Here is a 25384-nt window from a genome sequence, read left to right on the forward strand (position 1 = left end):
CCCAAAACCGGAGCGGCATGGTAACGGATGCATGGCCTTCGGCTCCACTGGCGATGGATGCACGGACGATGTCTGCGTAGAGTGGGCAAAAAACACACAAGGACTACCTTATGTGCCTGATCGTTTTCGCCTGGCGGCCGGGGCATGCCCAGCCGCTGATCGTCGCGGCCAACCGTGACGAATTCTACGCCCGGCCCAGCCTGCCGCTGGCCCAATGGCCCGAGTCGCCGCAGGTTCATGCCGGACGGGATCTGGAGGCCGGCGGCACCTGGCTCGGCCTCGGCGCCAACGGCCGCTTTGCCGCGCTGACCAACATCCGCGATCCGCATCAGCCTCCGGCCCGGCGTTCCCGGGGTGAACTGGTGGCGGGATTTCTGACCGGAAACCTGTCGATCGATGACTATCTGTCCGACGTTGTCGCCCGCTCGCCGGAGTATGCCGGGTTCAATCTGCTGCTGGGCAACGCCAACGAGCTGTGGCATTTCAACGCGCGGTCTTCGGAACCGGTGATCTTGCAGCCGGGCCTCTACGGGCTTTCAAATGCCGGACTCGATACGCCGTGGCCAAAACTGCTCAAGGCCAAGGCGGCATTGAGTGCGGTGCTGGATGATCCGCAACCCGAGCAATTGCTCGCGCTGCTGGGGGATGCGCAGACCGCGCCGTTTGCCGAACTGCCGGACACCGGCGTGGGCCTGGCAACCGAGTCGTTGCTGTCGAGTGTGTTTATTGCCAGCCAGAGCTACGGAACGCGGGCGAGTACGGCGCTGATCGTGCAGGCGGACGGGACGCGGCGGATGGTGGAACGTAGTTTCGGGCCGTACGGCGGGCATCTGGGGGAAGTGGAGATCAACCTTTGAAGATCGCAGCCCGAAGGCTGCGATCTTCTGTTCAGAGCGGTTTGACCATCCGCGATAAACCGAGACTCTTCAGCGCCAGTTGCAGCGAGCTGTGGATAACTTGCGGGTTATCGATCGTCATCAGTTCCGCCAGCAGATCCTTCGCCTTGCTCAGATTGATCTGACGCAGCATCCACTTCACCTTCGGCAAGTTGGTGGCGTTCATCGACAGGCTGTCGAAGCCCATCGCCATCAACAGCACCGCCGCCGCCGGGTCACCGGCCATCTCGCCGCAGATGCTCACCGGTTTGCCTTCGGCATGGGCGTCGCGCACGACGATCTGCAAGGCTTGCAGCACCGCCGGGTGCAGATAGTCGTAGAGATCGGCCACGCGCGGGTTGTTGCGGTCCACGGCCAGCAGATACTGGGTCAGGTCGTTGGAACCCACCGACAGGAAGTCCACCATCCGCGCCAGTTCCCTGGTCTGGTAGACCGCCGCCGGAATCTCGATCATCACGCCCACCGGCGGCATCGGCACATCGGTGCCTTCGTCGCGCACTTCGCCCCAGGCCCGGTGGATCAGGTGCAACGCTTCTTCGAGCTCATGGATGCCGGAGATCATCGGCAACAGGATCCGCAGGTTGTTCAGGCCTTCGCTGGCCTTGAGCATCGCACGGGTCTGCACCAGGAAGATTTCCGGGTGGTCGAGGGTGACGCGGATCCCGCGCCAGCCAAGGAACGGGTTGTCTTCCTTGATCGGGAAGTACGACAGCGCCTTGTCACCGCCGATGTCCAGCGTACGCATGGTCACCGGTTGCGGGTGGAACGCGGCGAGCTGTTCGCGGTAGATCGCCAGTTGTTCCTTTTCGCTCGGGAACCGCTGGTTGATCATGAACGGCACTTCGGTCCGATACAGACCGACACCCTCGGCACCGCGTTTCTGCGCCCGCGCCACGTCCGCCAGCAGGCCGGTGTTGACCCACAGCGGCATGCGGTGACCGTCGAGTGTCACACACGGCAAGTCACGCAGGGTATCGAGGCCCAGCGCCAATTGCTTCTCTTCTTCCACCACGTCGGCGAATTGCTTGATCAGCACTTCGCTCGGGTTGGTGTAGATTTCGCCCTTGATCCCGTCGACGATCATCGGGATGCCATCGACCTTGGCGTACGGCAAGTCGACTACACCCATCACCGTCGGAATACCCATGGCCCGGGCCAGGATCGCGACGTGGGAGTTACCCGAACCCAGTACCGAGACCAACCCCACCAGCTTGCCTTCCGGCACTTCACCGAGCTGGGTGGCGGTCAGCTCTTCACTGACCAGGATGGTGTTGTCGGGGAAAACCATGTTGGTCGTGCGGTCTTCCTGCAGGTAGGCCAGCAGACGGCGACCGAGGTCACGCACATCCGACGCCCGCTCACGCAGGTATTCATCGTCCATCAATTCGAAACGGTTGACGTGGTCGGTCACCACCTGACGCAGCGCGCCCTGGGCCCACTGACCCGTCTTGATCACGGTTTTGACTTCGTTACCGAGAGACGCGTCGTCGAGCATCATCTGGTACACGTCGAACAACGCGCGTTCTTCGGGACGCAACTGGGTGGCCAGTTTGGTCGACAGGTTGCGCATGTCGGCGCGCACGCCTTCAAGCGCCTTCTTGAACAGTTTTATTTCGGCATCGATGTCGTCGACAGACTTGTCTGGCACGACATCGAGGTCGGCCGGCGGCAGCATGACCACCGCCGTACCGACCGCCGCACCCGGCGAACCCGGCACACCGACGAACTTGGCTTCCTGGATGCCCTTGCCCTGACGGCCCAGACCTCGGATCGACCCGGTGGCCTCGGCGTGAGCGATTACGCCGGCGAGCTGCGCGCTCATGGTCACGAGGAAGGCCTCTTCACCTTCATCGAACTGGCGGCGTTCTTTCTGCTGGATGACCAACACGCCGACGACGCGGCGGTGGTGAATGATCGGCGCCCCGAGGAACGAGGCGTAGCGCTCCTCGCCGGTTTCGGCGAAGTAGCGATAGCGCGGGTGATCCGCGGCATTTTCGAGGTTCAGGGGTTCTTCACGCGTGCCGACCAGGCCGACCAGACCTTCGTTGGGTGCCATGCTGACTTTGCCGATCGAGCGCTTGTTCAAGCCCTCGGTGGCCATCAGGACGAAGCGGTTGGTCTCGGGATCAAGCAAGTAGACCGAGCAGACCTGGCTGCCCATGGCCTCTTTGACGCGCAACACAATAATCCCCAACGCCGCCTTGAGATCCTTGGCGGAGTTAACTTCCTGGACGATCTTGCGCAGCGTATTGAGCATGGCTCGGGGTCGAACTCCGTCGTCAGTCGCGCGCTAAAAGGCGCGGGGCAAGCTCTTTGAGAGCGCGGCGATACACCTCGCGCTTGAATGTCACCACCTGGCCCAGCGGATACCAATAGCTGACCCAGCGCCAGCCATCGAACTCCGGTTTACCGGTCAAATCCATCCGCACCCGCTGCTCGTTGGAGATCAGGCGCAGGAGAAACCACTTCTGTTTCTGGCCGATGCACAGCGGTTGGCTGTGGGTTCGCACCAGACGTTGCGGCAAACGATAGCGCAACCAGCCCCGGGTACAGGCGAGAATTTCAACATCTTCGCGTTCCAGGCCCACTTCTTCGTTCAACTCGCGGTACAAGGCGTCTTCCGGCGTCTCCTCGGGATTGATTCCTCCCTGTGGAAACTGCCAGGCATCTTGATTGATACGGCGAGCCCATAGCACCTGTCCGGCGTCATTCGTCAGAATGATCCCGACATTAGGACGGAAACCATCGGGGTCGATCACGGCAACAACCTCGCAAACGCATGTCGCCGCATTGTTCCACAAAGCTTGTGAAGGCGGCAACGAAGGTTCCGAGCTTATGTGCACTCTTGTGAAAAGACCGTATTCTTGTGGCCTTTTTACTGACTTTTCAGCGGGTAACTGTAATGCGCCTGGCTTTATTCGATTTGGACAACACCCTTCTGGGCGGCGACAGCGATCACGCCTGGGGCGACTATCTGTGTGAGCGCGGCTTCCTCGACCCGATCGCCTACAAGGCGCGCAACGACGAGTTCTACCAGGATTACCTGGCGGGCAAACTGGATAACGCCGCGTACCTGAATTTCTGCCTGGAAATCCTCGGCCGCACCGACATGGCCGTGCTCGAGCAATGGCACAACGACTTCATGCGCGACTGCATCGAGCCATTGATGCTGCCAAAAGCGGTCGAGCTGCTGAAAAAGCACCGTGAGGCCGGCGACAAACTGGTGATCATCACCGCCACCAACCGTTTCGTCACCGCACCGATTGCCGTACGCCTGGGCGTTGAAACCCTGATCGCCACCGAGTGCGAGATGCAGAACGGCCGCTACACCGGTCGCAGCACCGACGTGCCGTGCTTCCGCGAAGGCAAGGTGACCCGCCTGAACCGCTGGCTGGAGGAGACCGGGCATTCGCTGGAAGACAGCTACTTCTACAGCGATTCGATGAACGACTTGCCGCTGTTGGAGCAGGTGGTAAATCCGGTGGCCGTCGATCCGGACCCGAATCTGCGGGCCGAAGCCGAGAAACGTGGCTGGTCGGTCATCTCACTGCGCGATTGATGTCGAGGTCGGGTGCCGGGCCTTAAACCGGCTTGGCGCCCATCAACCCGGCAATCGCGACAAAGCAGACAAAACTGAACAACGCCAGGGCAAAGCTGAACCGGCCGACGCCGCCCGGCGTCTTGCGCAAGCGGTTCAAGCGCACCAGCAGCCAGAACCACGCCAGCGCCGCCACGGTGTACAGCACGCTGGAGGCCAGAATCCACGTCTGCCCCAGCGGCCAGCCCACCAGATGCACCATCCACCAGCCGGTGAATGGCATGCTCAGCAGCGCCAGACCCATCAGCAGCCAGACAAACACCCGTGGCCGCTGCAAGGTGCGGCTGCCCGCCGTCGCGTCACCCTTGCGCCGGGCCAGTAAAACCCACACACCCAGCCCCAGCGCACTCGCCAGCAAAACCACGGTGGCGACCATGTGCGCCGCTTTCAGGGCAGTTAACGTTTCCATTGTCGAATTTCCTTAAGGCCTGCCCATCAGCGTAGCCGCTCAGCCGAGAAACAGCTGATAGGCCGGATTGTCGCTTTCGTCCCAGTACGGGTAGCCGATTTCCGCCAGTGCTGCGGGCACCAGATGACGTTCGTCGTGAGGCACCTGCAGACCTGCGACCACACGGCCGTCCGCTGCACCGTGGTTGCGGTAGTGGAACATCGAGATGTTCCAGCGCCCGCCGAGCTTGTTGAGGAAGTTGAACAGCGCGCCCGGACGCTCCGGGAACTCGAAACGCAGCACCACTTCATCGACCACCTGCGCCGCGCGCCCGCCGACCATGTGGCGGATGTGCAGCTTGGCCAGTTCGTTGTCGGTCAGGTCCAGTACCGGGAAGCCCTGTTCGGTCAGACTCGCCAGCAGTGCGCTGCGCGGATCGTTTTCCGGGTGGGTCTGCACGCCGACGAAGATGTGCGCTTCGCTGCCGGTGTTGTAGCGGTAGTTGAATTCGGTGATCTGGCGCTTGCCGATGGCTTCGCAGAACGCCTTGAAGCTGCCGGCCTGCTCCGGGATGGTCACGGCGATGATCGCTTCGCGGCCTTCACCCAGCTCGGCGCGCTCGGCGACGTGGCGCAAGCGGTCGAAGTTGACGTTGGCGCCGGAATCGATGGCGACGAAAGTCTTGCCGCTGACGCCACGCTGTTCGACGTACTTCTTGATCCCCGCCACACCCAGGGCGCCGGCCGGTTCGGTGATCGAACGGGTGTCGTCGTAGATGTCCTTGATCGCCGCGCAGATTTCGTCGGTGCTGACAGTGATCACTTCATCGACGTAATCCTTGCAGATATCGAAGGTGTGCTGGCCGATCTGCGCCACCGCCACGCCGTCGGCGAAAATGCCTACGGACGGCAGCACGACGCGCTCGCCCGCCGCCATCGCCGCCTGCAGGCAGTTGGAGTCGTCGGGCTCGACGCCGATGACCTTGATGTCCGGCCGCAGGTACTTCACGTAGGCCGCAATGCCGGCGATCAGACCGCCACCGCCCACCGGCACGAAGATCGCGTCCAGTGGCTGCGGGTGCTGGCGCAGGATTTCCATCGCCACGGTGCCCTGCCCGGCAATGGTGTGCGGATCGTCGTACGGGTGAATGTAGACGTAGCCTTTTTCATCGACCAGTTTCAGCGAATAGGCCAGGGCTTCCGGGAACGAATCACCATGCAGCACCACTTTGCCACCACGGGAGCGCACGCCTTCGACCTTGATCTCCGGGGTGGTCTTGGGCATCACGATGGTCGCTTTCACGCCCAGCACTTTCGCCGCCAGGGCCAGGCCCTGCGCATGGTTGCCCGCCGACGCGGTGACCACGCCACGGGCGCGTTCTTCGTCGCTCAACTGGGTCAGCTTGTTGTAGGCGCCGCGAATCTTGAACGAGAACACCGGCTGCAAGTCTTCGCGCTTGAGCCAGATGTCGTTGCCCAGCCGCTCGGAGAGCTGGCGAGCGTTCTGCAGCGGGGTTTCTACGGCAACGTCATAAACGCGCGAGGTGAGGATCTTCTTGACGTACTGTTCGAGCATCGGAAAGCATCACTGAGCGGGTTGGGCAGGGCCAACGAGTCTAACCCGGCTTTCGGGCGCACGACCACACGAATCCAGAGGTTTTAGCCCGGCTTGCGGCTATAATGCCGGCCTTTCCGTTCTTACCTTGCCCGCTTCCGGAGCCCGCATGATCCAGGATCAACTCAAACAGGCCGTGGCCCAGGCCGCCGTCGACTTCATCCTTCCGAAACTCGACGACAAGAGCATCATCGGTGTCGGCACCGGCTCCACTGCCAACTGCTTCATCGACGCCCTGGCCCAGCACAAGGGCGCGTTCGATGGCGCGGTCGCCAGTTCCGAAGCCACCGCCGCGCGCCTCAAGGGCCACGGGATTCCAGTGTATGAACTGAACACGGTCAGCGACCTGGAGTTCTACATCGACGGCGCCGACGAAAGCGACGCGCACCTGAACCTGATCAAGGGCGGCGGCGCAGCCCTGACCCGCGAGAAAATCGTCGCGGCCGTGGCCAAGACCTTCATCTGCATCGCCGACGGCAGCAAACTGGTGCCGGTGCTCGGCGCGTTCCCGCTGCCGGTGGAAGTCATTCCGATGGCTCGCAGCCACGTCGCCCGCCAACTGGTGAAACTGGGCGGTGACCCGGTCTACCGTGAAGGCGTGCTGACCGACAACGGCAACATCATCCTCGACGTGCACAACCTGCAGATCACCAACCCGGTGGAGCTGGAAGCGCAGATCAATGCGATCGTCGGCGTCGTCACCAACGGCCTGTTCGCGGCGCGTCCGGCGGATCTGCTGTTGCTGGGCACCAGCGAAGGCGTGAAAACCCTGAAGGCCGAGTAAGCCTGAAGAACCTGTGGGAGCCTGTCCGCTCCCACAGGGGTTCATTGAAGAATGTCAGTTCTGGTCTGGCTTTCTGAAGACATAAAACAGATTCGGCTCACTCACCAGATACAACGTCCCGTCATCATCCATCGCGATGCCTTCCGCCTGCGGCACGGTTTTCTTCAGTCCTTGCCGGCCACCGCTCAACGACATCGTGCTCATCGGGCGCCCGTCCACATCCAGTTCCAGAATCAGCCGCGACTCGTCCGACAGCGCCAGAAGATGGCCGCTGCGCTCGTCGTATTGCAGGCTCGACAGGTCACGCACGAACATCCCGGCATCGCGTTTGGGGTTGTTGATCACATGTACAGCGTAGGATTTTTCCGGGTTGAAGTGCGGAAAGCCATGCACTTCATAGACCAGCATCGGATCCCGCTCCTTGGCAACGAACAGGCGTTTGCCCACCGAGTCGTAGGCCAGGCCTTCAAATCCTTTGTTGCCACTCATGTGCACGCCGAGCGTCATCTGCTCGGCGTCCGCTGCATCGAGGTAAGTCGTGCCCTGCTCCAGATGAATCTTGATCAGACGCTGCTGACGCTCATCGCTGATGACGTAAGTATCGGCGCTGATGAACTCCACCGCCTCCGCATCGCCGAAGCCGATCAGCGCGACACGGCGCAGGATCCGGCCCTCCAGCGACAACTCGATCAGCTCGGCATTCTTGTTGGTGACGGTGAACAGGCTCTTGCGCACCGGATCGTAGGTCAGCGCGGAGACGTCATCGTTCAGCCCTTCGATGACCCGGGCCTCGATATCCACGTGGTACTCATCCAGATTGATCGCTTCAATGCTGTGGGGCCGCCAGTGACTTTGCAGGTTGAACCAGGCGCGCTCGAACAGACGCAGGTATTGGCCGATCGCAATCAATGCGATCAGGACAACCACCGAAAGGATGATCAGAAGTGGCTTGGGACGGGCAAATCGACGCATGCGGGCTGGGCTCGGGATCAAAACAGGCGGATGAAATATCACGCCTGTCTGAATCGAAGCTTAAAGGCCACTTGCCCCGGACGACAACCTTGCGGCGGCGGGTTGGTTATTTCTGCTTTTCGAAGCGGTAGAACAGGTTCGGCTCGCTGACCATGTACAGCGTGCCCTGCTCGTCCATGGTCACGCCTTCGGCGCGGGGGATGGTTTCCTTCAGGCCGTTGAAACCGCCGAGCAGGGTCATGAAGCTGACTTGCTCGCCTTTCTCGTCCAGCTCCAGCAGCAGGTGCGAGTCGGCAGACAGCACCAGGGTATGGCCAGTACGCGGATCGACCGCCAGGGCCGAAAGGTTGCGGATGTCCAGTTCGTCGTTCGGCAGTTTCTGCTTGTCGCCGGTGAGGGTCTGGCTGCCGTCGCTTTTCCAGGTGAACAGCGCCGGTGGACGCTCTTCGCCCAGCAGCAACTGTTGATTACGCGGGTCCCAGGCAATCGCTTCAAAAGCCTTGTTCTGGTCCTTCGACGGGCCGAGGTCGTATTTCGGGAAATCGTCGCGCTTCAGTTCGCGGGTCGCGGCGTCGACCTTGACGATGGACAGCATGTGCTCGCGCTCATCGACGATGGCCAGCAGGCCGTTGCCCAGTACGGTCACACCTTCAGGATTGCTCCATCCTACCAGCGGCATCTTGCGCAGCACGTCGCCCTGCAAGGTCAGTTCGACCAGGAACGGGTTCTTGCCCATCACCGAAAACAGGGTCTTGCTCTGCGCGTCGTATGACACGTCCGAGGCCTCGTCCTTTTCCATGCCCGGCAGCAGCTTGGCATCAATCACCACCCGATAGTCCGGCAACCAGACACTCGCCGTGCGCTCAGCCGGGCTTTCGAAGCGCTCGCGCAGCCATAGCAGGCCCCGGTCATCCCAATGCATGGCATGCGCCAGGCCGTAAGCGGCAGCGACTACCAGCAACAGCCAGTAATACCAGCGCAGGGCGAAACGTGAACGACGGGCAGGGTTGAGCTGAGTTTGAGATGACATCAGAGGACGCGTTCCGAAAATTCAGGCTATGGGTAATAGCACAAAGAGGCCGGCTCAGACGCCAGGATGACCGGAATTATCCGGACAAGATGTGAAAAAAACGGCAAATGGCCGGATTGCCCTGCGTCTTTGCAGGCTCGATCACAAATCAAAAACGGGAGGCTGCCAGCTTGAGTACTCAACTCAAACCCGCGACCTCCCGCTCGGGAACGCGATGCCGGATCAGCGCACGCTGCTGGTGAAGCGACTGGCGCCCGGCAGTTCCAGCACGATGTCATCGCCGACGTTCAGAGGACCGACGCCAACCGGCGTGCCGGTCAGGATCACGTCACCGGCCTGCAGCGAGAAGCAGCCGGCCATGTGCTGGATCATCGGCACGATCGGGTTGAGCATCGCGCTGCTGTTACCGTCCTGGCGCACTTCGCCATTGATGGTCAGGCGGATGCCGATGTCGGTCAGGTCGGAAAAGGTACTGCCGACCACGAACGGTGCAATCACCGCCGCGCCGTCGAACGACTTGGCGATTTCCCACGGCAGGCCCTTGGACTTGAGCTCGGCCTGCTTGTCGCGCAGGGTCAGGTCCAGCGCCGGGGCGAAACCGGAGATCGCGTCCAGCACTTCTTCGCGGCTGGGTTTGGTCGACAACGGCTTGCCGATCAATACAGCGATTTCCGCTTCGTAATGCACGGAACCACGGTCGGTCGGAATGCTGAAACCGCCTTCCAGCGGCACCACGCAACTGCCCGGCTTGATGAACAGCAGCGGCTCGGTAGGGACCGGGTTGTCCAGTTCCTTGGCGTGTTCGGCATAGTTGCGGCCGATGCACACCACTTTCCCCAGCGGAAAATGAATCCGCGTACCGTCGACATACTGGTGCTGATAGCTCATTACCGACTCCTGCCTTCATTGATTCATCAGGGATTGCCAATCAAACCGCGAAGATCTTGCCCGGGTTCATGATGCCGTTCGGGTCGAACACCGCCTTGACCGCTTTCATGTATTCGATTTCCACCGGCGAACGGCTGTAGGTCAAGTAGTCGCGCTTGGTCATGCCCACGCCGTGTTCGGCGGAGATCGAACCGTTGTACTTCTCGACGGTTTCGAACACCCACCTGTTGACGGTCGCGCACTTGGCGAAAAACTCGTCCTTGCTCAGGTTGTCCGGCTTGAGGATGTTCAGGTGCAAGTTGCCATCGCCGATGTGGCCGAACCAGACGATTTCGAAGTCTGGATAATGCTTGCCGACGATCGCATCGATCTCCCGCAGGAACGCCGGGACTTTCGAGACGGTGACCGAGATGTCGTTCTTGTACGGCGTCCAGTGGGAGATGGTTTCGGAGATGTACTCGCGCAACTTCCACAGGTTCTGCAATTGGGTTTCGCTCTGGCTCATCACGCCGTCCAGCACCCAACCCTGTTCCACACAATGCTCGAAGGTTTCGAGGGCGCTGTTGGACACTTCTTCGGTGGTCGCCTCGAATTCCAGCAAGGCGTAGAACGGGCAATCGGTTTCGAACGGTGCCGGGACATCGCCACGGCCCATGACCTTGGCCAGAGCCTTGTCGGAGAAGAATTCGAACGCAGTCAGGTCGAGCTTGCCCTGGAAGGCGTGCAGCACCGGCATGATCGAGTCGAAATCGGCGGTACCGAGGACCATCGCGGTCAGGTTTTTCGGCGCACGATCCAGACGCATGGTGGCCTCGACCACGAAGCCGAGAGTGCCTTCGGCGCCGATGAACAGCTGCCGCAGGTCGTAACCGGTGGCGTTCTTGATCAGGTCCTTGTTCAGTTCCAGCACATCGCCCTTGCCAGTGACCACTTTCATGCCCGCCACCCAATTGCGGGTCATGCCGTAGCGAATGACCTTGATCCCGCCGGCATTGGTGCCGATATTGCCGCCAATCTGGCTGGAACCGGCGGAAGCGAAGTCCACCGGGTAGTACAGGTGATGTTCTTCGGCCGCGTTCTGCAATTGCTCGGTGACCACGCCCGGCTGGCACACAGCGGTGCGATCAGTGAGGTTGATGTCGAGAATCTGGTTCATGTAGTCGAACGACACCACCACTTCGCCATTGGCGGCCACGGCAGCGGCGGAAAGACCGGTACGGCCGCCCGAAGGCACCAGCGCCACTTTATGCTCGTTGGCCCAGCGGACGATGGCCTGCACTTGTTCGATGGTCTTGGGGAACACGATGGCGCTCGGCGCCGGGGCGAAGTGCTTGGTCCAATCCTTGCCGTACGCGTTCAGGGAGTCGGCATCGGTCAGGACCTTGCCAGGCTCGACCAGGGTCTTCAGTTCATCAATCAGGGCAGGATTGGTCATCGACAGAACTCTCGAACAATTCATGGTCATCCTGAGAACGCTTCACGTCGCAGGAATGAGTGATTAGCGGGGCGGCTATGCTAGCATACCGACCCCGCAGGCCAGTGCCCAAGGCCGGTTCTGCGGTGACGGCTTTCTTGCCGTGCGGGTCAGCTCCAGGCTGCTCCCCTCCCTGCCATTTTTCTCCGGGATACAGGTTTACGCAGATGAGCAAGACTTCTCTCGATAAGAGCAAGATCAAGTTCCTTCTTCTCGAAGGCGTCCACCAATCGGCTGTCGACGTCCTCAAGGCGGCGGGCTATACCAGCATCGAATACCTGACTGGCTCCCTGCCGGAAGACCAGCTCAAGGAAAAGATCGCTGACGCTCACTTCATCGGCATTCGTTCGCGCACCCAACTGACCGAAGAGATCTTCGATCACGCGAAGAAGCTGGTGGCAGTCGGCTGTTTCTGCATCGGCACCAACCAGGTCGACCTGGAAGCGGCCCGCGAGCGCGGTATCGCAGTGTTCAACGCACCGTACTCCAACACCCGCTCCGTAGCCGAGCTGGTGCTGGCCGAAGCGATCCTGCTGCTGCGCGGCATCCCCGAGAAAAACGCTTCCTGCCACCGTGGCGGCTGGATCAAGTCGGCGGCCAACTCCTTCGAGATCCGCGGCAAGAAACTGGGCATCGTCGGCTACGGCTCGATCGGTACTCAGCTGTCGGTCCTGGCTGAAGGCCTGGGCATGCAGGTGTTCTTCTACGACACCGTGACCAAGCTGCCACTGGGCAACGCGACCCAGGTCGGCAACCTGCACGAGCTGTTGGGCATGTCCGACATCGTCACCCTGCACGTTCCGGAAACCGCTGCGACCCAATGGATGATCGGCGAGAAGGAAATCCGCGCCATCAAGAAGGGCGGCATCCTGATCAACGCGGCACGCGGTACCGTGGTCGAGTTGGATCACCTGGCCGCTGCGATCAAGGACAAGCACCTGATCGGCGCCGCCATCGACGTGTTCCCGGTCGAGCCACGCTCCAACGACGAAGAGTTCGAAAGCCCGCTCCGTGGCCTGGACAACGTGATCCTGACCCCGCACATCGGCGGCTCCACCGCTGAAGCGCAGGCCAATATCGGTCTGGAAGTGGCAGAAAAACTGGTCAAGTACAGCGACAACGGTACTTCCGTATCGTCCGTGAACTTCCCGGAAGTGGCCCTGCCGGCTCACCCTGGCAAGCACCGTCTGCTGCACATCCACGAGAACATCCCGGGTGTGATGAGCGAGATCAACAAGGTCTTCGCCGAAAACGGCATCAACATCTCCGGTCAGTTCCTGCAGACCAACGAGAAGGTCGGCTACGTGGTGATCGACGTCGACGCCGAATACTCGGAGCTGGCGCAAGAGAAGCTGCAACACGTCAACGGCACCATCCGTAGCCGCGTATTGTTCTGATCCGGCGCCGAGCCACAAAAAAGGGAGCCCCTCGGGGCTCCCTTTTTCATGCCGGTGAAAAAATCATTCCACGGTGATGGTGATTTTCTTCGAGACCACGGGCGGATCGAAAGCCATGTGGTTCTTGTCGCCCAGCTCCAGCTGCAAGGTGTGCTTGCCTGGTGCCAGTTTGATTTCTGCGAACGTCTGGGCCTTGCCGAAATGCATGTGGTTGGCGTCGGTCGGCACCACTGCGCCGGCCGGAACAATCTCCTTGGCGTCGATCAGCAGATGGTGGTGACCGGTATTCGGCGTGGCATCACCGGCCGGTGCCAGCGCGACATCCTTGGTGCCGAACTTGACGGTGAAGGTCTGCGAAACCTTCGCGCCGTCCTCGGGAGAAACGATGAACACTTCGGCCCCCTTCGGCGCAGGCGTAGCCGCACTGGCCAGCACCGAAACGCCCATCAGCAAACCAGCCAAAGCAGCACGTGATATGAATGTTTTCATTCTCTTCTCCAGTTTTTCCGTAAAATCCGCGCGGTCATGACAACTTCATGACCATTCGTTGTCGAAGGCACTCGACAACCATAGCAAAGCGAGCCTGACCAACAGGCCGCGACAATGATTTCAAAGGAGTGACCATGCGTTTTCTGCCTGGCCTGATCTGCCTGCTACCCCTTCTGAGCCCGCTGGCTCACGCCGAACTGATTGATGACGTCAACGACCGTGGCGAGTTGCGCATAGCCCTTGAGGCTAATACACCGCCCTTCAATTTCAAGGACGGCGACACACTCACGGGGTTCGAGGTCGAGCTTGGGCAACTGCTGGCCAACGAGCTGGATGTGCGCGCCGACTTCATCGTCACCGACGAAGCCGATCTGCTCCAGGGTGTCGAAAGCGGCAAGTACGACGTCGCGCTCAACCACATAGCACTGACAGCGGCGCTCAAGGATCGTTTCGATTTCAGCGAACCTTACAGTCAGGTCAATGCGCAGCTGCTGGCGAAAAAGGATGAACAGCCCCGCCCGTTGGTGCTGGTCCAGGCACTGACTGAAGAGAAACCGAAGATCGGCCCACCGGTGGATCTGGCGATTCCGTTTCAGAAGGGCAACCCGGCGTTTCACGCGAGTCTTGAGAATGCGTTGCAGCGGATCAGGGCGGATGGGCGGCTGGAAGCGCTGTCGAAGAAGTGGTTGAGCGTGCAGGCCTCTGAAGACCTGAAGTGACGGTGTCTAGTCGAGCGCCTTGAGCGCTTGTGCAGCCTGCGGCAGTTCAAGTTCGCTGAAGACTTGCACGCCATGGCGCTTGAGCAAGGCTGCCGTGACACCCTCGCCACTCACCTTCACGCCACTGAACGTCCCGTCATAGGTCAGCAGATTCCCGCAGGAAGGACTGTTGGCCTTGAGCACCGCCACCCGAATCCCGTGCTTTTGCACCAGAGCCAGCGCCTGCCGCGCACCGTCGAGAAACTGCGCACTGACGTCCTCGCCTTCAGTGGTGATCACCGCCGCAAGGCCATCGAGCACTTCACCGCCCTGCCCGCCGGGAATCTCCGCCGCCGCCCGAGGCGTCGGCAGACCACCGGCCACTTCCGGGCACAATGGCACGACGCGCCCCTCGGCAATCCACTGTTCCAGCAGATCGAACGGCCCGCTGGCCCCACCGTCGTAACGCACGCGATGGCCGAGCAGGCAGCGACTGACGAGGATCTTCTGCATCTCAGAACGGCTCGTTGCCACGGCGGCGAAACCAGCCGGTCAGCGACAAGCGCTCGCGCTGCGCCGGCAACACTTCGTGGGGCACTTCACCGGACAGAAACACCACCAGACAACCACCGGTGGGTTGCACGTCATGGACCCGATCACCTTCCAGATACATGCGCAGTTGTCCGCCATCCTCCGGCAGCCAGCCGTCGTTGAGGTAGATCACTGCCGAAACCATGCGCCGGTCATCGTCGCGAAAACGGTCGACATGCTTGCGGTAGAACGCACCCGGCGGGTACAGGGCGAAATGGCATTCGAAGTCCTCCAGACCGAGGAACAGTCCGCGATTGAGCGCCTCGCGCAGGCTGTCCATCAGGTTCAGATAACGGTCGCTGGCCTCAGCCTGACCGGGATCGATCCATTGGATATGGTCGCCGCGAATGCCCTCGCGGACCTCCGAAAACGGCCCGCGTCCGACGCCCGCCGGCGCCAGTTCACCTTCGGCCTCACGTTTACGGCACTCGGCGGCCAGCGCGCGGGTCAGATCCGCAGGCAGGAATATGTTCTGCTGCGACCAGCCACGCTCGGCCAGGTCGTCGACGATACGTAACAGCAGCGGGTGTTCAGAGGATATTTGCATGGCGCGCATAGTATGCCTGCGGCAAGAATTCCGACAGAGCCACGCGGCGGCTTGATACGAATTCTCGACAAGTACTGGCACCGCACGGAGAATAGTCCGCTGCCGACAGGAGTCCCTATGCGCCGTTTGCTTTTTTCACTGTTGATGTTCTGCGTTTTGCCCGCCTGGGCAGACGGCCACGACCAGTTGTACAAGGTCGCCGGCTGGCCGGACCAACGTGCGCATTTCAATGACGCCCTGAGCGCCGCGCAACAGCGTTACCAGAGCAGCCTGCCGCCGGCGGTGTTTCAGGCGCTGGTAAACAACAGCAACCAGCGCTTTGCCCCCCAGGCCGTGGATCAACGGGCCGAAGCGCAACTGCGCAAGAACCTCGCCGATCCGAAACCGGCCCTTTCGTTCTTTCAGTCACCACTGGGCAAGAAGATCGTAGCCGCCGAACTGCTGGCGACCCGTCGCGACCAATTGGCGAAAAATGCCAAGGGCCTGCCGAAGATGCCGGCCAGCGACAGTCGCCTGCTGATCATCGGTCACCTCGCCCAGGCCCTGCCCGCCCGCGAAGCCGGTGCCGAAGTCAGCCTGGCGATTGCCGGCGTGGCGGCGGACAGCCTGAGTTCGATGATCCCCGGCCTGCTCGGTGGCGGTCAGGCCCAGGGCATGTTGAACGGTCAGCGTCAGCGCCTGATGGATCAGATCGGCGCCGACCTGAACAACACGCTGCTGTACGTCTATCGCGACTTGTCGGATGAAGAACTGGAAGAGTTCGCGACCTTCGCCGAATCCACCGAAGGCAAGGCCTACTATCAGGCCGCGCTGGCAGCAATCCGCGCCGGGCTGGCCGTCGGCCAGAGCACCTCGAACCTCAGTCAGTGACCTAGGGATTGCGGCCCTTGATCCGCTTGCTCAGAAACTCGAAATATTCCTCGCGCATCGGTGCCGTCTCATTGGCCAGGTGATGCCGCGCCTCGGCCAGCAGCAGAATCTGCGGCCGGTCGAATTTCCATTTCATCACTTGCAGGTTGTGTTGCCAGTCCACGGTCATGTCCGCCTGTCCCTGGACGATCAGCGGACGGCGCGAACTCTTCTTCGCGTATTCCACCCGCTTGATCCAGCGTGACAACGCCCCGACCCACGCCGTTGGCAGACGTTTGGGCTGCAACGGATCGGCCTGCAGGAACGGCAGGAAATCCGGATCGTTGGAGTTCTCGCTGAAGCGCCGGGCGATGCCCCGGACGAAGGGCCGCAACAGGTAATAACTGAATTGCGACCAGCCCCAGGCCCGTGGGCGCACCAGCGGCGCCAGCAAAATCAACTGGCCCTGGGCCGGACTGTTCTCACCGTGATTGAGCACGTGATCGACAATGATCGCCCCGCCGGTGCTTTGCCCGCACAGGTGCCACGGCTGCGGCAACGCAATCGAGCGCGCCTCGGCGAACAGACCCTGCAGCGCATCCTGATACTCGGAGAAATCGCGGATGCTCGCCCGTGGCCCGCTCGACAGACCATGCCCGGGCAAGTCACAGGCAATCACCGCAAACCCCAGATCCAGCGCCCACTCGATCACATGCCGGTAGAGGCCGGTGTGATCATAAAAACCGTGCACCAGAAACAGCGTGGCCTTGGCCGTTTCCGCCGGCCACCAGCAATGGCTGACCAGTTCATAACCATCGACGTCGAAGCGCCCCATGCCGCGCCAGACATCGCGCTCCGGGAAGTCGGTCTGGTAGAACCGCTGATACGCCTTCGCCTCCTCGGACAACGGCTGCCACTCGGCCAACGGCTTGAGGCTCGCGCGCAGATGATCGGGATCGAAAGCAACAGACATGGGCAATTCCAGAACGGTAAACGGACTTTATCGGCCTGCGATATTCATCTGTCGCGGCAAGCATGGCAAGCTAGCCCGCTCTCGAGGAACCAAATCCATGCGCCCGCCCTACCGCACCGCACTGTTTGCCAGCCTGCTCGCCATCGTGTGTGCCGGCGTGCTGTGGGCCGCGTACGACTGGTTTCAGGGCCGCTATCTGCGGGCGTTCAGCGAACATACCGCGGTGTTTTCCGGCGACCCGTTGCGCCTGCCCGACGACCTCGCCGGCCCCGGCAATATCCGCCTGGTGCACTTCTGGGACCCGGCCTGCCCGTGCAACGTCGGCAATCAACAGCACCTGACCGAGATGGTCGAACAATTCGGCCCCAAGGGTGTGGAGTTCTTCGCCGTGCAGAAGGCCGGCAGCCACGGCCAGTTGCCCGCCACCCTCAGCAACCTCAAGACCCTCGCGGCGCTGCCCGGCTCCGAACAGATCCCCGCCAGCCCCGCCGTGGCGATCTGGGACCGCAGCGGCCAGCTGGCGTACTTTGGCCCCTACAGCGAAGGCCTGACCTGTAATTCCAGCAACAGTTTTATCGAACCGATCCTGCAGGCGTTGAGTGATGATCGTCCGGTGAGTGCGACTCATACGTTGGCGGTGGGGTGTTATTGTCCATGGGTGAGTGGGGAGTGATCAGCCTCGGGTCCACGATAGACATTACATCAACCCCAAAAGACGCCAGAAACATACTGACAGCCAAAAACTAAACCGCCTTGAATCCAGGCTTGTTATTGGCAGCGCGCCACTCTTTGACCTCCTTTACAACTCCTTCAGGACTGTCATCTCTATCATCTCTTGGGTAATAGATCAGATCCGAGCCGTCCGGATGCTCTGTTAACCGCCTGAACTCAATTACCAGTTTTACACCTTCCTCCTCTGTTCGAGCACCAGCATCAAAAATAGAAATTACAAAATCCAAAAATTCCGCTTCCGTATAGTCTGAAATATTTAACATCCCCTCATCCTACGAAATCGCACTCCTGACAAAAATATGCCAGGAGCGCTGTGATAACTTAATAAATCAATCTTTAAACCCAGGCTTTCCGTTGGCAGCCCGCCACTCTTTAACTTCCTTCACAATACCTTCCGGGCTATCCTCTCTATCATTCCGTGGATAGTAAATCAAATCCGAACCATCTGGATGTTCAGTCAATCGCTCAAACTCAAAAATCAATTTAACATCTTCCTCTTCCGTCCTTGCCCCACTATCACAAATCTCAACCACAAAATCCAAAAACTCTTTTTCCGTATAGTCGGAAATTAACTTGTCACTCATATTGACTCTCCTTCTTATGAATTTCCTTATGACGACGAGGAGTAACTATCCGAATGTTTTCAAGACCATAAACATTACCGCCGCTTGAGATTCTTATCTTGTGATGCAACTCAAATTTCACTGCCTCTCCTGCTCGCTCCACTTTTGAAACGTAGGGTGATTTTCCTTTCTCCATCGTAGACCGGTTCTGTTTTTGAAACTGAACCGCCAACTCCGGATCCCCGGCCACCGCCTTCCAGAACGCCTCCCGAAACGCCCGAAAATTCCTGAACTCCCGCCCTCGCAACTGATCGGCAATCTGCACTGGCACCGGCGCGCCTTCGCCTTGCGATGCGCTGGCAAGCCAGTTCCCCGACACCACCTGACCCACTCCTGTCACGACGCCCGGATCCTCCCGCCGGTCCCGAAACATGATGTAGTTCGGCGGCAGCCCGGAGTCCAGCGGGAACACCAGGACATAGTCATCGAATCCGGCTTCGGAAACCGCCGGGAACGAATCGAGGCGTCCCTCGACCGGTATCACCGTCGCTCCGGTGTAGACAGGTGGATCCGTCGGTTCGGCCGGTGAGATTGTCGAGCTGTTGCCCGGGTTTACGATCGGCGTCCAGGTCAGGGTGCGTGGCGGAACATCGGCGGTGGTTGCGGTGTAGACGTGGCGCTCGGCGTCGTAAGCAGCCGCCACCACCCTGGTGGCCGACGGAATACTCCGCCCATCAGTCTTGACGACAAAAACCTCTGACTGCCCATTCGTGTCGGTCTTTGAACTGACACGGTAAGGCAGATCAACCGTCCCGCCAGCCGCCGCGATGGCGTACAGATCTGACGCAAATTCTGGCGCGAGGTCCGACAGTGGCGTACTGAACGCGTAACGGTCCGGCAACTCCCCGTTGCCCAGCTTCGACGAGTAGACCAACGCTGAAACACCGACGACAGCGCCCGCCCCGACGCTGGCCGCCAGACTGCCCAAAGCCGCGATGGCGCTGCGAACCGCCGCTTGCAGGCTGGCCGAAGCGGCCTCGGCAACTGCCAGTACTCCCGCCGAAGTCATGAACAGCGGTCCTGCCGCAGAAGTGGCACCCGGGGCGCGGAAGGTATGGGCGGAACGCAGCGCCTCTGCCGCTATACGCGCTTGCTCTTCGGCAAGGCGCCTGGCCTCTGCTTCTGCGGCGACTCGCGCCTCCTCCCGTATACGCGCCTGCTCCTCGGCAACACGCCGGGCCTCAGCCTCCGCGGCAATACGCGCCTGCTCCTGCAACTGCCGAGCTTCCTGTTCCTTGGCAATGCGTATCTGCTCCTGCAGACGCTCCGCCTCTTGGGCGCGGGCGATCAGACCGGCAAAAGCGTCCGCAGCCGCAGCCATGTGCCGGGCACTTTCCGAGTGCAGAAGTGACGCGTGATAGTCCTGCCAGCGCTTGCCCAGATCCGTAGTAGCCTGCAGGTCCACCAGGTTCTTCAGTGCTTCGAGCTCAGGCTTGCTCAACGGGAAGTTGATCGCAGGGTTGGCGATTGCATAGGGCCGGACTGCGGCCTGCTCGGCGGCGCTGATGCTGTCCGCTGCGAATTTATAGTTCGTGAGCGTTTGAGAGAGACTGCCACCGGTTGTGCCCGCAATGGCGGCTATTTTTTCAACGAGAAAACCCGGCAGAAACTGGAAGCGGATATTCGTTTCCAGATTGACCACGGAGAGCCTTTCAGCAGAAAGAATTTGCTGGGCGACCCGAGTGGTCTGAGTCGCAGTTTCGACCTGGACTCTTCTTGCCGCCAACTCCGGAAGTTGATTGGCAATAATCGCCATCACCCAGGAAAGACGCCGCAGCTCCATTGCCGCGCGGTAGGCCCTGTCGATGGCGGCATACGCAACGGAGACATCCGGAACGGGCGACGCCAGACTTTCCCGGATTTTTCTGAAGGACAGATCCTTCATCAGAAAGAATGGATTATGGCCATACAACGAGTAAGCAGTCTCGGAATGCGCGCGATATTCCAATAGCTTTGCGTGAATAACCTGAAGGGTTATTTCCTGATCGGCCTTTACTTTCTGAACCGGAGACAGGCCAACACCGGCAACTTGCCTGGCGTGTTCTACTTCATTGTTCGAGGCCATCAGGATATTGCTGAATACTCCAGCGTACTCAAGATCAATATGTGCCTGAGCATTCTGCTGCTCATGCATCAAGTCATCCCAAATGAACGGGGTTAACGGATCAAGTTTGCCGGAGCCTTGCCCGGTGCCTCTGTGCGGCCCTTCATTCAACCCCCAACTTCCCGAAAAATAGCCACCCTGCCCCAATCGAACCGGCGCAAATGTCCGAACGGGTATCGGTGCCAGTTCATATTTCCCCGGTGCGATTTGTTTGTGCGGCCCAAGATAATTTCCAACATCACTCATACGACTTCTCCATGTCAGTTATTCCATGTATCGAATTCGCAAACTTTGTTTTGGTCCTCTGTTTTTTTCTCGAGGTCTTTTATAGGCCTGCCCCGTTAAACGCCGCAATAACAAACATGTAGTGCACTTCCCGAAAACCTGAAGGAAACTTCCTATTCGAGAAATACTGTGTTATGAAATCCCGGTTGCGAGCTTCAACTAGATCCGCACCATCAATGCCTTCATATAAATAGAACGACAGGGAGCAGAATTTTCATGAAACGAGGCCTGACCGTACTTGCGTTGCTGATCGTCATTCCCGCCATCGGGGTTGGCGGCTACCTCTACAGCAAGCAACCGACGCGTCAGGGCCAAGTGGAACTGCGCAACCTGCAAGGTTCGGTGACCGTGCGTTACGACGAGCGCGGCGTGCCGCACATCCGCGCCGAAAACGAAACCGACCTCTACCGTGCCCTCGGTTATGTGCACGCCCAGGACCGGCTGTTCCAGATGGAAGCCATGCGCCGCCTGGCCCGGGGTGAACTGGCGGAAGTGCTCGGGCCGAAGCTGCTCGACACCGACAAGTTGTTCCGCAGCCTGCGCATCCGCGAGCGTGCCGCCAGTTACGTGGCCGGTCTCGATAAGCAGTCACCGGCGTGGAAGGCCCTGCAAGCCTATCTGGACGGCATCAACCAGTATCAGGACTCGCACGCCGCCCCGGTCGAGTTCGACGTGCTGGGCATCCCCAAGCGGCCGTTCACTGCCGAAGACACCATCAGCGTCGCCGGTTACATGGCTTACAGCTTCGCCGCTGCGTTTCGCACCGAACCGCTGCTGACCTACGTGCGCGATCAGCTCGGCGCCGATTACCTCAACGTCTTCGACCTTGAGTGGCAGCCCAAGGGCGTGCTCGCCAAGGGCCATGCCGGCAAAGCACCGACGCTCGCTGCCGAAGACTGGAAAGACCTGAACGCCCTCGCCCGCCTCAGTGAGCAGGCGCTGATCGACAACGGCCTGCCGCAGTACGAAGGCAGCAACGCCTGGGTGATTGCCGGCAGCCGCAGCAAGGGCGGCAAGGCATTGTTGGCTGGCGACCCGCACATCCGCTTCTCGGTGCCTTCGGTGTGGTACGAAGCGCAGCTGTCGGCGCCGGGTTTTGAACTTTACGGCCATCATCAGGCGCTGGTGCCGTTTGCGTTTCTGGGGCACAACCTGGATTTCGGCTGGAGCCTGACCATGTTCCAGAACGATGACCTGGACCTGATCGCCGAGAAGGTCAATCCGGACAACCCGAATCAGGTCTGGTATCACGGCCAGTGGACCGACATGGTCAGCACCGAACAGCAGATTGCGGTGAAGGGCCAGGCGCCGGTGACCATTACCCTGCGCCAGTCGCCTCACGGGCCGATCGTCAACGATGCCCTCGGCAGCGCCGCCGGAAAAACCCCGATTGCCATGTGGTGGGCGTTCCTCGAAACGCCGAACCCGATTCTCGAAGGCTTCTACCAGCTCAACCGTGCCGACACCCTGACCAAGGCCCGCGCCGCAGCGGCCAAGGTGCAGGCGCCGGGGCTGAACATCGTCTACGCCAACGCCAAGGGCGATATCGCCTGGTGGGCCTCGGCGCTGCTGCCCAAGCGGCCAGCCGGCGTGAAACCTGGCTTCATTCTCGACGGCAGCGGCAATCAGGCCGACAAGGACGGCTACTTCCCGTTCAGCGCCAACCCGCAGGAAGAGAACCCGGCGCGGGGCTATATCGTCTCGGCCAACTTCCAGCCCGTATCGCCGACCGGCATGGAGATTCCCGGTTACTACAACCTCGCCGACCGTGGCCAGCAACTCAACCGTCAGCTCGCCGACAAGAACGTGAAGTGGGACAACGAAGCCAACCAGAAGCTGCAACTGGGCACCACCACCGGCTATGGCCCGCGCGTACTGGCGCCATTGTTGCCGGTATTGCGTGAAGTGGTGACCGACCCGGCGCAGCTGAAACTGGTCGAGCAACTGGCGCAGTGGCAAGGCGACTACCCGCTGGATTCGGTCAGTGCCACGGTGTTCAATCAGTTCCTCTACGACCTGGCCGACGCGGCGATGCGCGATGAGCTGGGCAACGACATGTTCGAGACTCTGCTGTCGACCCGAGTGCTCGACGCCGCGCTGCCGCGACTGGCGGCGAACGCCGACTCACCGTGGTGGGACAATCGCAACACCCCGGGCAAGGAAACCCGCGCCGACACCGTGCGCACCGCGTGGCAGGCGAACATGACCCACCTGAAGCAGACCCTCGGCGACGATGCCTCCGGCTGGCAATGGGGTAAGGCGCACACGCTGACCCACGGACATCCGCTGGGGCAGCAGAAACCGCTGGACCGGATTTTCAACGTAGGCCCGTTCGCCGCACCCGGCTCCCATGAAGTACCGAACAACCTCTCGGCGAAGATCGGCCCGGCGCCGTGGCCGGTAACCTACGGTCCGTCGACCCGGCGGCTGGTGGACTTCGCCGACCCGGCCCACAGCCTGACCATCAACCCGGTCGGCCAGAGCGGCGTGCCGTTCGACAGCCACTATGACGATCAGGCGGAGGCTTATGTGGACGGGCTGTATGTGCAGGCGCATTTCAGTGAGGAAGAGGTGACGGCGAATACGCGCAGTACCTTGAAGCTGTTGCCGGCGCGGGCGGCGCAATAAGCGCCGTTCAAACCATCGCCGCAAAATTCAGCCGGAACTGCTGCGGCGTCACCCCCAACCGGCGGTTGAACACGCTGCGCATGTGTTGCGCATCGCGAAACCCGCATTGATACGCCACGGTCTTCAGCGGCGCCGTGGTGCTTTCGAGCATCACCCGCGCCGCATCCACCCGCGCCCGCTCGACGAACTCCGCCGGGGTGACTTTCGCTTCGCGAGCAAAAACCCGGGAGAAATTCCTCGCACTCATGTTCGCGGCATTCGCCAGGTCGGCGATGGTCAGATCGCCGGTGAGATTGGCCAGCACATACAGCTGCACCATCGCCACTGCCGACGTCGGTTCGGCGTGAGGCGTGAGGAACGGGCTGAATTGCGACTGCCCGCCCGAGCGCTGGGTAAACACCACCAGCCGCTTGGCCACGCTCAGCGCCACTTCGGCCCCGTAATCACGCGCCAGCAGGTACAGCGACAGATCGATCCCCGCCGTCACACCCGCCGAGGTGTAAAGCTGACCATCCTCGACGTACAGCCGGTCAGCCTCGACCCGACTGGACGGGCACAACTGCGCCAGCGCCTCGGCGTCGTTCCAGTGGGTGGTGACCGTGCGCCCGTCCAGCAATCCCGCACGAACCAGCATGAACGCACCGTTGCAGATCGAGCCGAACCGCCGCGCCCGCCCACAGGCCTCACGCAGCCAGGCATCGAACGTCTCGCCGAAATCCAGAAACGGCAACTGCGGCCCGCCGGCCACCAGCAGCAAGTCATAAGCTTCCCGCACGTCGCTGAAATGCCGATGCGCACTCAGGGTCAGCCCGTTGGAACACGCCATCGGCCCGTGTTCGACGCCGATCACTTCAAGCCGGTAATGATCCTCCGGCGCCAGAAAGCGATTGGCCTCGGCGAATACATCCATGGGCCCGCTGACGTCCAGCGCCTGCACGCCGGGGAACACCACGATGGCAACGGCTTTGTTCATGGCGATGTCGGCTCCGGGGGAATGGCGAATCAGCGCCAACCCTAGCCAATCCGCGCCGCAGAAGCGAGCTGGCACGATTTGCAGGTGGAATGGCAAGGATCGCAGCCATGGATCGATTGTCCGGTTTTGCCCCCGGGAACAGACTTTCCCCATCAGCGCCACGACGGCGTTTTCGACGAGGAAGCTCAACATGACCACGACCATCGCCGGTATCAAGATCCCCGACAGCGCCCTCGCCCGGGCCACCACCGAGTACATCCGCGACATCGAATCCGACCTGCTTTACCACCACTCGCGCCGGGTGTTTCTGTTCGGTGCCTTGAGCGGCGAACGCCGGCAACTGGCCTACGATCCGGAGCTGCTGTACGTCGGCGCGATGTTCCACGATCTGGGTCTGGTCGAAGGTCACCGCAGCGATGACGAACGTTTCGAAGTCGATGGTGCCAATGCGGCGGCGGCGTTCCTCAAGCCCTACGGGTTGAGCGACGACGACATCGAACAGGTCTGGCTGTCGATCGCCCTGCACACCACGCCGGGGGTGCCGAAGCATCTGCGGCCGACCGTGGCGTTGGTGACCGCAGGTGTCGAGATGGATGTGCTGGGCATGGACTACGCGGCGTTCACCACGGTGCAGCGCGAGGCGGTGGTGCATGCGCATCCACGGGGTGAGGGTTTCAAGGAATGCATCATCTGCGCGTTTGCCGATGGCTTGCGTCATCGCCCACAGACGACGTTCGGCAATGTGAAGACCGATGTGCTGAAAGATCAGATGCCGGGGTTCAAGCCGATGAACTTTGTCGAGGTCATCCGCCAATCACTCTGGGTCTCCTGACGAGCATAAAAAAACCTCG

25 protein-coding genes are annotated in these 25384 nt (G+C 60.9%); 9 read left to right on the plus strand and 16 right to left on the minus strand.

Going from position 1 to position 25384, the window contains the following annotated elements:
• Nucleotides 1-110 precede the first annotated feature (110 nt).
• Complete coding sequence (locus NH234_RS28310; RefSeq protein WP_085731525.1) at nucleotides 111-857, plus strand: NRDE family protein; 747 nt, start codon at nucleotides 111-113, stop codon at nucleotides 855-857.
• A gap of 31 nt (nucleotides 858-888) precedes the next feature.
• Here NH234_RS28310 and ptsP read toward each other — a convergent pair whose 3' ends face one another.
• Nucleotides 889-3153 (minus strand): phosphoenolpyruvate--protein phosphotransferase, encoded by a 2265-nt coding sequence (gene ptsP, locus NH234_RS28315; RefSeq protein ID WP_085709024.1) that lies wholly within the window; start codon nucleotides 3151-3153, stop codon nucleotides 889-891.
• A gap of 22 nt (nucleotides 3154-3175) precedes the next feature.
• Nucleotides 3176-3655 carry an RNA pyrophosphohydrolase gene (locus NH234_RS28320; protein WP_003229203.1) on the minus strand — a complete coding sequence of 160 codons (480 nt, stop codon included), beginning with the start codon at nucleotides 3653-3655 and terminating at the stop codon, nucleotides 3176-3178.
• Between the two features lie 143 nt (nucleotides 3656-3798).
• Here NH234_RS28320 and NH234_RS28325 point away from each other — a divergent pair, with 143 nt between their 5' ends.
• Nucleotides 3799-4455 (plus strand): HAD family hydrolase, encoded by a 657-nt coding sequence (locus NH234_RS28325; protein WP_367255089.1) that lies wholly within the window; start codon nucleotides 3799-3801, stop codon nucleotides 4453-4455.
• A 22-nt stretch (nucleotides 4456-4477) separates the two neighbouring features.
• Here the strand turns inward: NH234_RS28325 and NH234_RS28330 are convergent, their stop codons facing one another.
• Nucleotides 4478-4903: a DUF2269 domain-containing protein gene (locus NH234_RS28330; RefSeq protein WP_367255091.1), complete on the minus strand. Its 426-nt coding sequence runs from the start codon at nucleotides 4901-4903 to the stop codon at nucleotides 4478-4480.
• A 39-nt stretch (nucleotides 4904-4942) separates the two neighbouring features.
• On the minus strand, nucleotides 4943-6457 hold the full coding sequence (ilvA, locus tag NH234_RS28335) for a threonine ammonia-lyase, biosynthetic (RefSeq protein ID WP_085731522.1): 1515 nt from the start codon (nucleotides 6455-6457) through the stop codon (nucleotides 4943-4945).
• Nucleotides 6458-6605: 148 nt separating this feature from the next.
• Here ilvA and rpiA point away from each other — a divergent pair, with 148 nt between their 5' ends.
• On the plus strand, nucleotides 6606-7280 hold the full coding sequence (gene rpiA, locus NH234_RS28340) for a ribose-5-phosphate isomerase RpiA (RefSeq protein ID WP_367255094.1): 675 nt from the start codon (nucleotides 6606-6608) through the stop codon (nucleotides 7278-7280).
• A gap of 54 nt (nucleotides 7281-7334) precedes the next feature.
• Here the strand turns inward: rpiA and NH234_RS28345 are convergent, their stop codons facing one another.
• The 4 genes from NH234_RS28345 to NH234_RS28360 all read right to left on the minus strand — a co-directional run bounded on the left by NH234_RS28345 (nucleotide 7335) and on the right by NH234_RS28360 (nucleotide 11605).
• Complete coding sequence (locus NH234_RS28345; protein WP_367255096.1) at nucleotides 7335-8252, minus strand: SdiA-regulated domain-containing protein; 918 nt, start codon at nucleotides 8250-8252, stop codon at nucleotides 7335-7337.
• Nucleotides 8253-8358: 106 nt separating this feature from the next.
• Entirely contained in the window at nucleotides 8359-9282 is a 924-nt protein-coding gene (locus NH234_RS28350) for an SdiA-regulated domain-containing protein (RefSeq protein ID WP_085731519.1), read from the minus strand.
• Between the two features lie 222 nt (nucleotides 9283-9504).
• Complete coding sequence (locus tag NH234_RS28355; protein ID WP_367255098.1) at nucleotides 9505-10170, minus strand: fumarylacetoacetate hydrolase family protein; 666 nt, start codon at nucleotides 10168-10170, stop codon at nucleotides 9505-9507.
• Nucleotides 10171-10210: 40 nt separating this feature from the next.
• Entirely contained in the window at nucleotides 10211-11605 is a 1395-nt protein-coding gene (locus tag NH234_RS28360; RefSeq protein WP_367255100.1) for an FAD-binding oxidoreductase, read from the minus strand.
• 206 nt (nucleotides 11606-11811) lie between these two features.
• Between NH234_RS28360 and serA the strand changes: the two genes are divergently transcribed.
• Nucleotides 11812-13041: a phosphoglycerate dehydrogenase gene (gene serA, locus NH234_RS28365; RefSeq protein ID WP_085709015.1), complete on the plus strand. Its 1230-nt coding sequence runs from the start codon at nucleotides 11812-11814 to the stop codon at nucleotides 13039-13041.
• A 63-nt stretch (nucleotides 13042-13104) separates the two neighbouring features.
• Here the strand turns inward: serA and NH234_RS28370 are convergent, their stop codons facing one another.
• Complete coding sequence (locus NH234_RS28370) at nucleotides 13105-13530, minus strand: DUF4399 domain-containing protein (protein ID WP_367255102.1); 426 nt, start codon at nucleotides 13528-13530, stop codon at nucleotides 13105-13107.
• A 134-nt stretch (nucleotides 13531-13664) separates the two neighbouring features.
• Between NH234_RS28370 and NH234_RS28375 the strand changes: the two genes are divergently transcribed.
• On the plus strand, nucleotides 13665-14249 hold the full coding sequence (locus NH234_RS28375; RefSeq protein WP_085731516.1) for a transporter substrate-binding domain-containing protein: 585 nt from the start codon (nucleotides 13665-13667) through the stop codon (nucleotides 14247-14249).
• A gap of 6 nt (nucleotides 14250-14255) precedes the next feature.
• Here the strand turns inward: NH234_RS28375 and NH234_RS28380 are convergent, their stop codons facing one another.
• Nucleotides 14256-14741 carry a DUF523 domain-containing protein gene (locus NH234_RS28380; protein ID WP_085731515.1) on the minus strand — a complete coding sequence of 162 codons (486 nt, stop codon included), beginning with the start codon at nucleotides 14739-14741 and terminating at the stop codon, nucleotides 14256-14258.
• A 1-nt stretch (nucleotide 14742) separates the two neighbouring features.
• Nucleotides 14743-15375 carry a 2OG-Fe(II) oxygenase gene (locus NH234_RS28385; RefSeq protein ID WP_085709011.1) on the minus strand — a complete coding sequence of 211 codons (633 nt, stop codon included), beginning with the start codon at nucleotides 15373-15375 and terminating at the stop codon, nucleotides 14743-14745.
• Between the two features lie 108 nt (nucleotides 15376-15483).
• Here NH234_RS28385 and NH234_RS28390 point away from each other — a divergent pair, with 108 nt between their 5' ends.
• On the plus strand, nucleotides 15484-16236 hold the full coding sequence (locus NH234_RS28390) for a DUF2059 domain-containing protein (RefSeq protein ID WP_085731514.1): 753 nt from the start codon (nucleotides 15484-15486) through the stop codon (nucleotides 16234-16236).
• A gap of 1 nt (nucleotide 16237) precedes the next feature.
• Here NH234_RS28390 and NH234_RS28395 read toward each other — a convergent pair whose 3' ends face one another.
• Nucleotides 16238-17188 carry an alpha/beta hydrolase gene (locus NH234_RS28395; protein ID WP_085731513.1) on the minus strand — a complete coding sequence of 317 codons (951 nt, stop codon included), beginning with the start codon at nucleotides 17186-17188 and terminating at the stop codon, nucleotides 16238-16240.
• Between the two features lie 97 nt (nucleotides 17189-17285).
• Between NH234_RS28395 and NH234_RS28400 the strand changes: the two genes are divergently transcribed.
• Nucleotides 17286-17861, plus strand: a complete 576-nt coding sequence (locus NH234_RS28400; protein WP_367255105.1) for a DUF6436 domain-containing protein — start codon at nucleotides 17286-17288, stop codon at nucleotides 17859-17861.
• A gap of 70 nt (nucleotides 17862-17931) precedes the next feature.
• On the opposite strand, the gene NH234_RS28405 is transcribed toward NH234_RS28400, so the two are convergent.
• From NH234_RS28405 to NH234_RS28415, 3 genes are all read right to left on the minus strand, one after another.
• A complete protein-coding gene (locus tag NH234_RS28405) occupies nucleotides 17932-18183 on the minus strand; it encodes a bacteriocin immunity protein (protein ID WP_065259882.1) in 252 nt (83 codons plus the stop codon).
• A gap of 66 nt (nucleotides 18184-18249) precedes the next feature.
• Entirely contained in the window at nucleotides 18250-18504 is a 255-nt protein-coding gene (locus NH234_RS28410; protein ID WP_367255108.1) for a bacteriocin immunity protein, read from the minus strand.
• The gene (locus tag NH234_RS28415; protein WP_367255109.1) at nucleotides 18497-20893 is read right to left on the minus strand and encodes an S-type pyocin domain-containing protein; all 2397 of its coding nucleotides are present in this window, start codon (nucleotides 20891-20893) and stop codon (nucleotides 18497-18499) included. The genes NH234_RS28410 and NH234_RS28415 overlap by 8 nt, the downstream gene beginning before the upstream one ends.
• A gap of 255 nt (nucleotides 20894-21148) precedes the next feature.
• On the opposite strand from NH234_RS28415, the gene NH234_RS28420 reads away from it, so the two are divergent.
• A complete protein-coding gene (locus tag NH234_RS28420) occupies nucleotides 21149-23560 on the plus strand; it encodes a penicillin acylase family protein (protein WP_367255111.1) in 2412 nt (803 codons plus the stop codon).
• Between the two features lie 7 nt (nucleotides 23561-23567).
• On the opposite strand, the gene NH234_RS28425 is transcribed toward NH234_RS28420, so the two are convergent.
• Nucleotides 23568-24533 carry a GlxA family transcriptional regulator gene (locus NH234_RS28425; protein ID WP_367255113.1) on the minus strand — a complete coding sequence of 322 codons (966 nt, stop codon included), beginning with the start codon at nucleotides 24531-24533 and terminating at the stop codon, nucleotides 23568-23570.
• Between the two features lie 190 nt (nucleotides 24534-24723).
• On the opposite strand from NH234_RS28425, the gene NH234_RS28430 reads away from it, so the two are divergent.
• The gene (locus NH234_RS28430; RefSeq protein WP_367255114.1) at nucleotides 24724-25365 is read left to right on the plus strand and encodes an HD domain-containing protein; all 642 of its coding nucleotides are present in this window, start codon (nucleotides 24724-24726) and stop codon (nucleotides 25363-25365) included.
• The last annotated feature ends 19 nt before the right edge of the window (nucleotides 25366-25384 follow it).

The organism is Pseudomonas sp. stari2, from assembly GCF_040760005.1.
Classification (GTDB): domain Bacteria; phylum Pseudomonadota; class Gammaproteobacteria; order Pseudomonadales; family Pseudomonadaceae; genus Aquipseudomonas.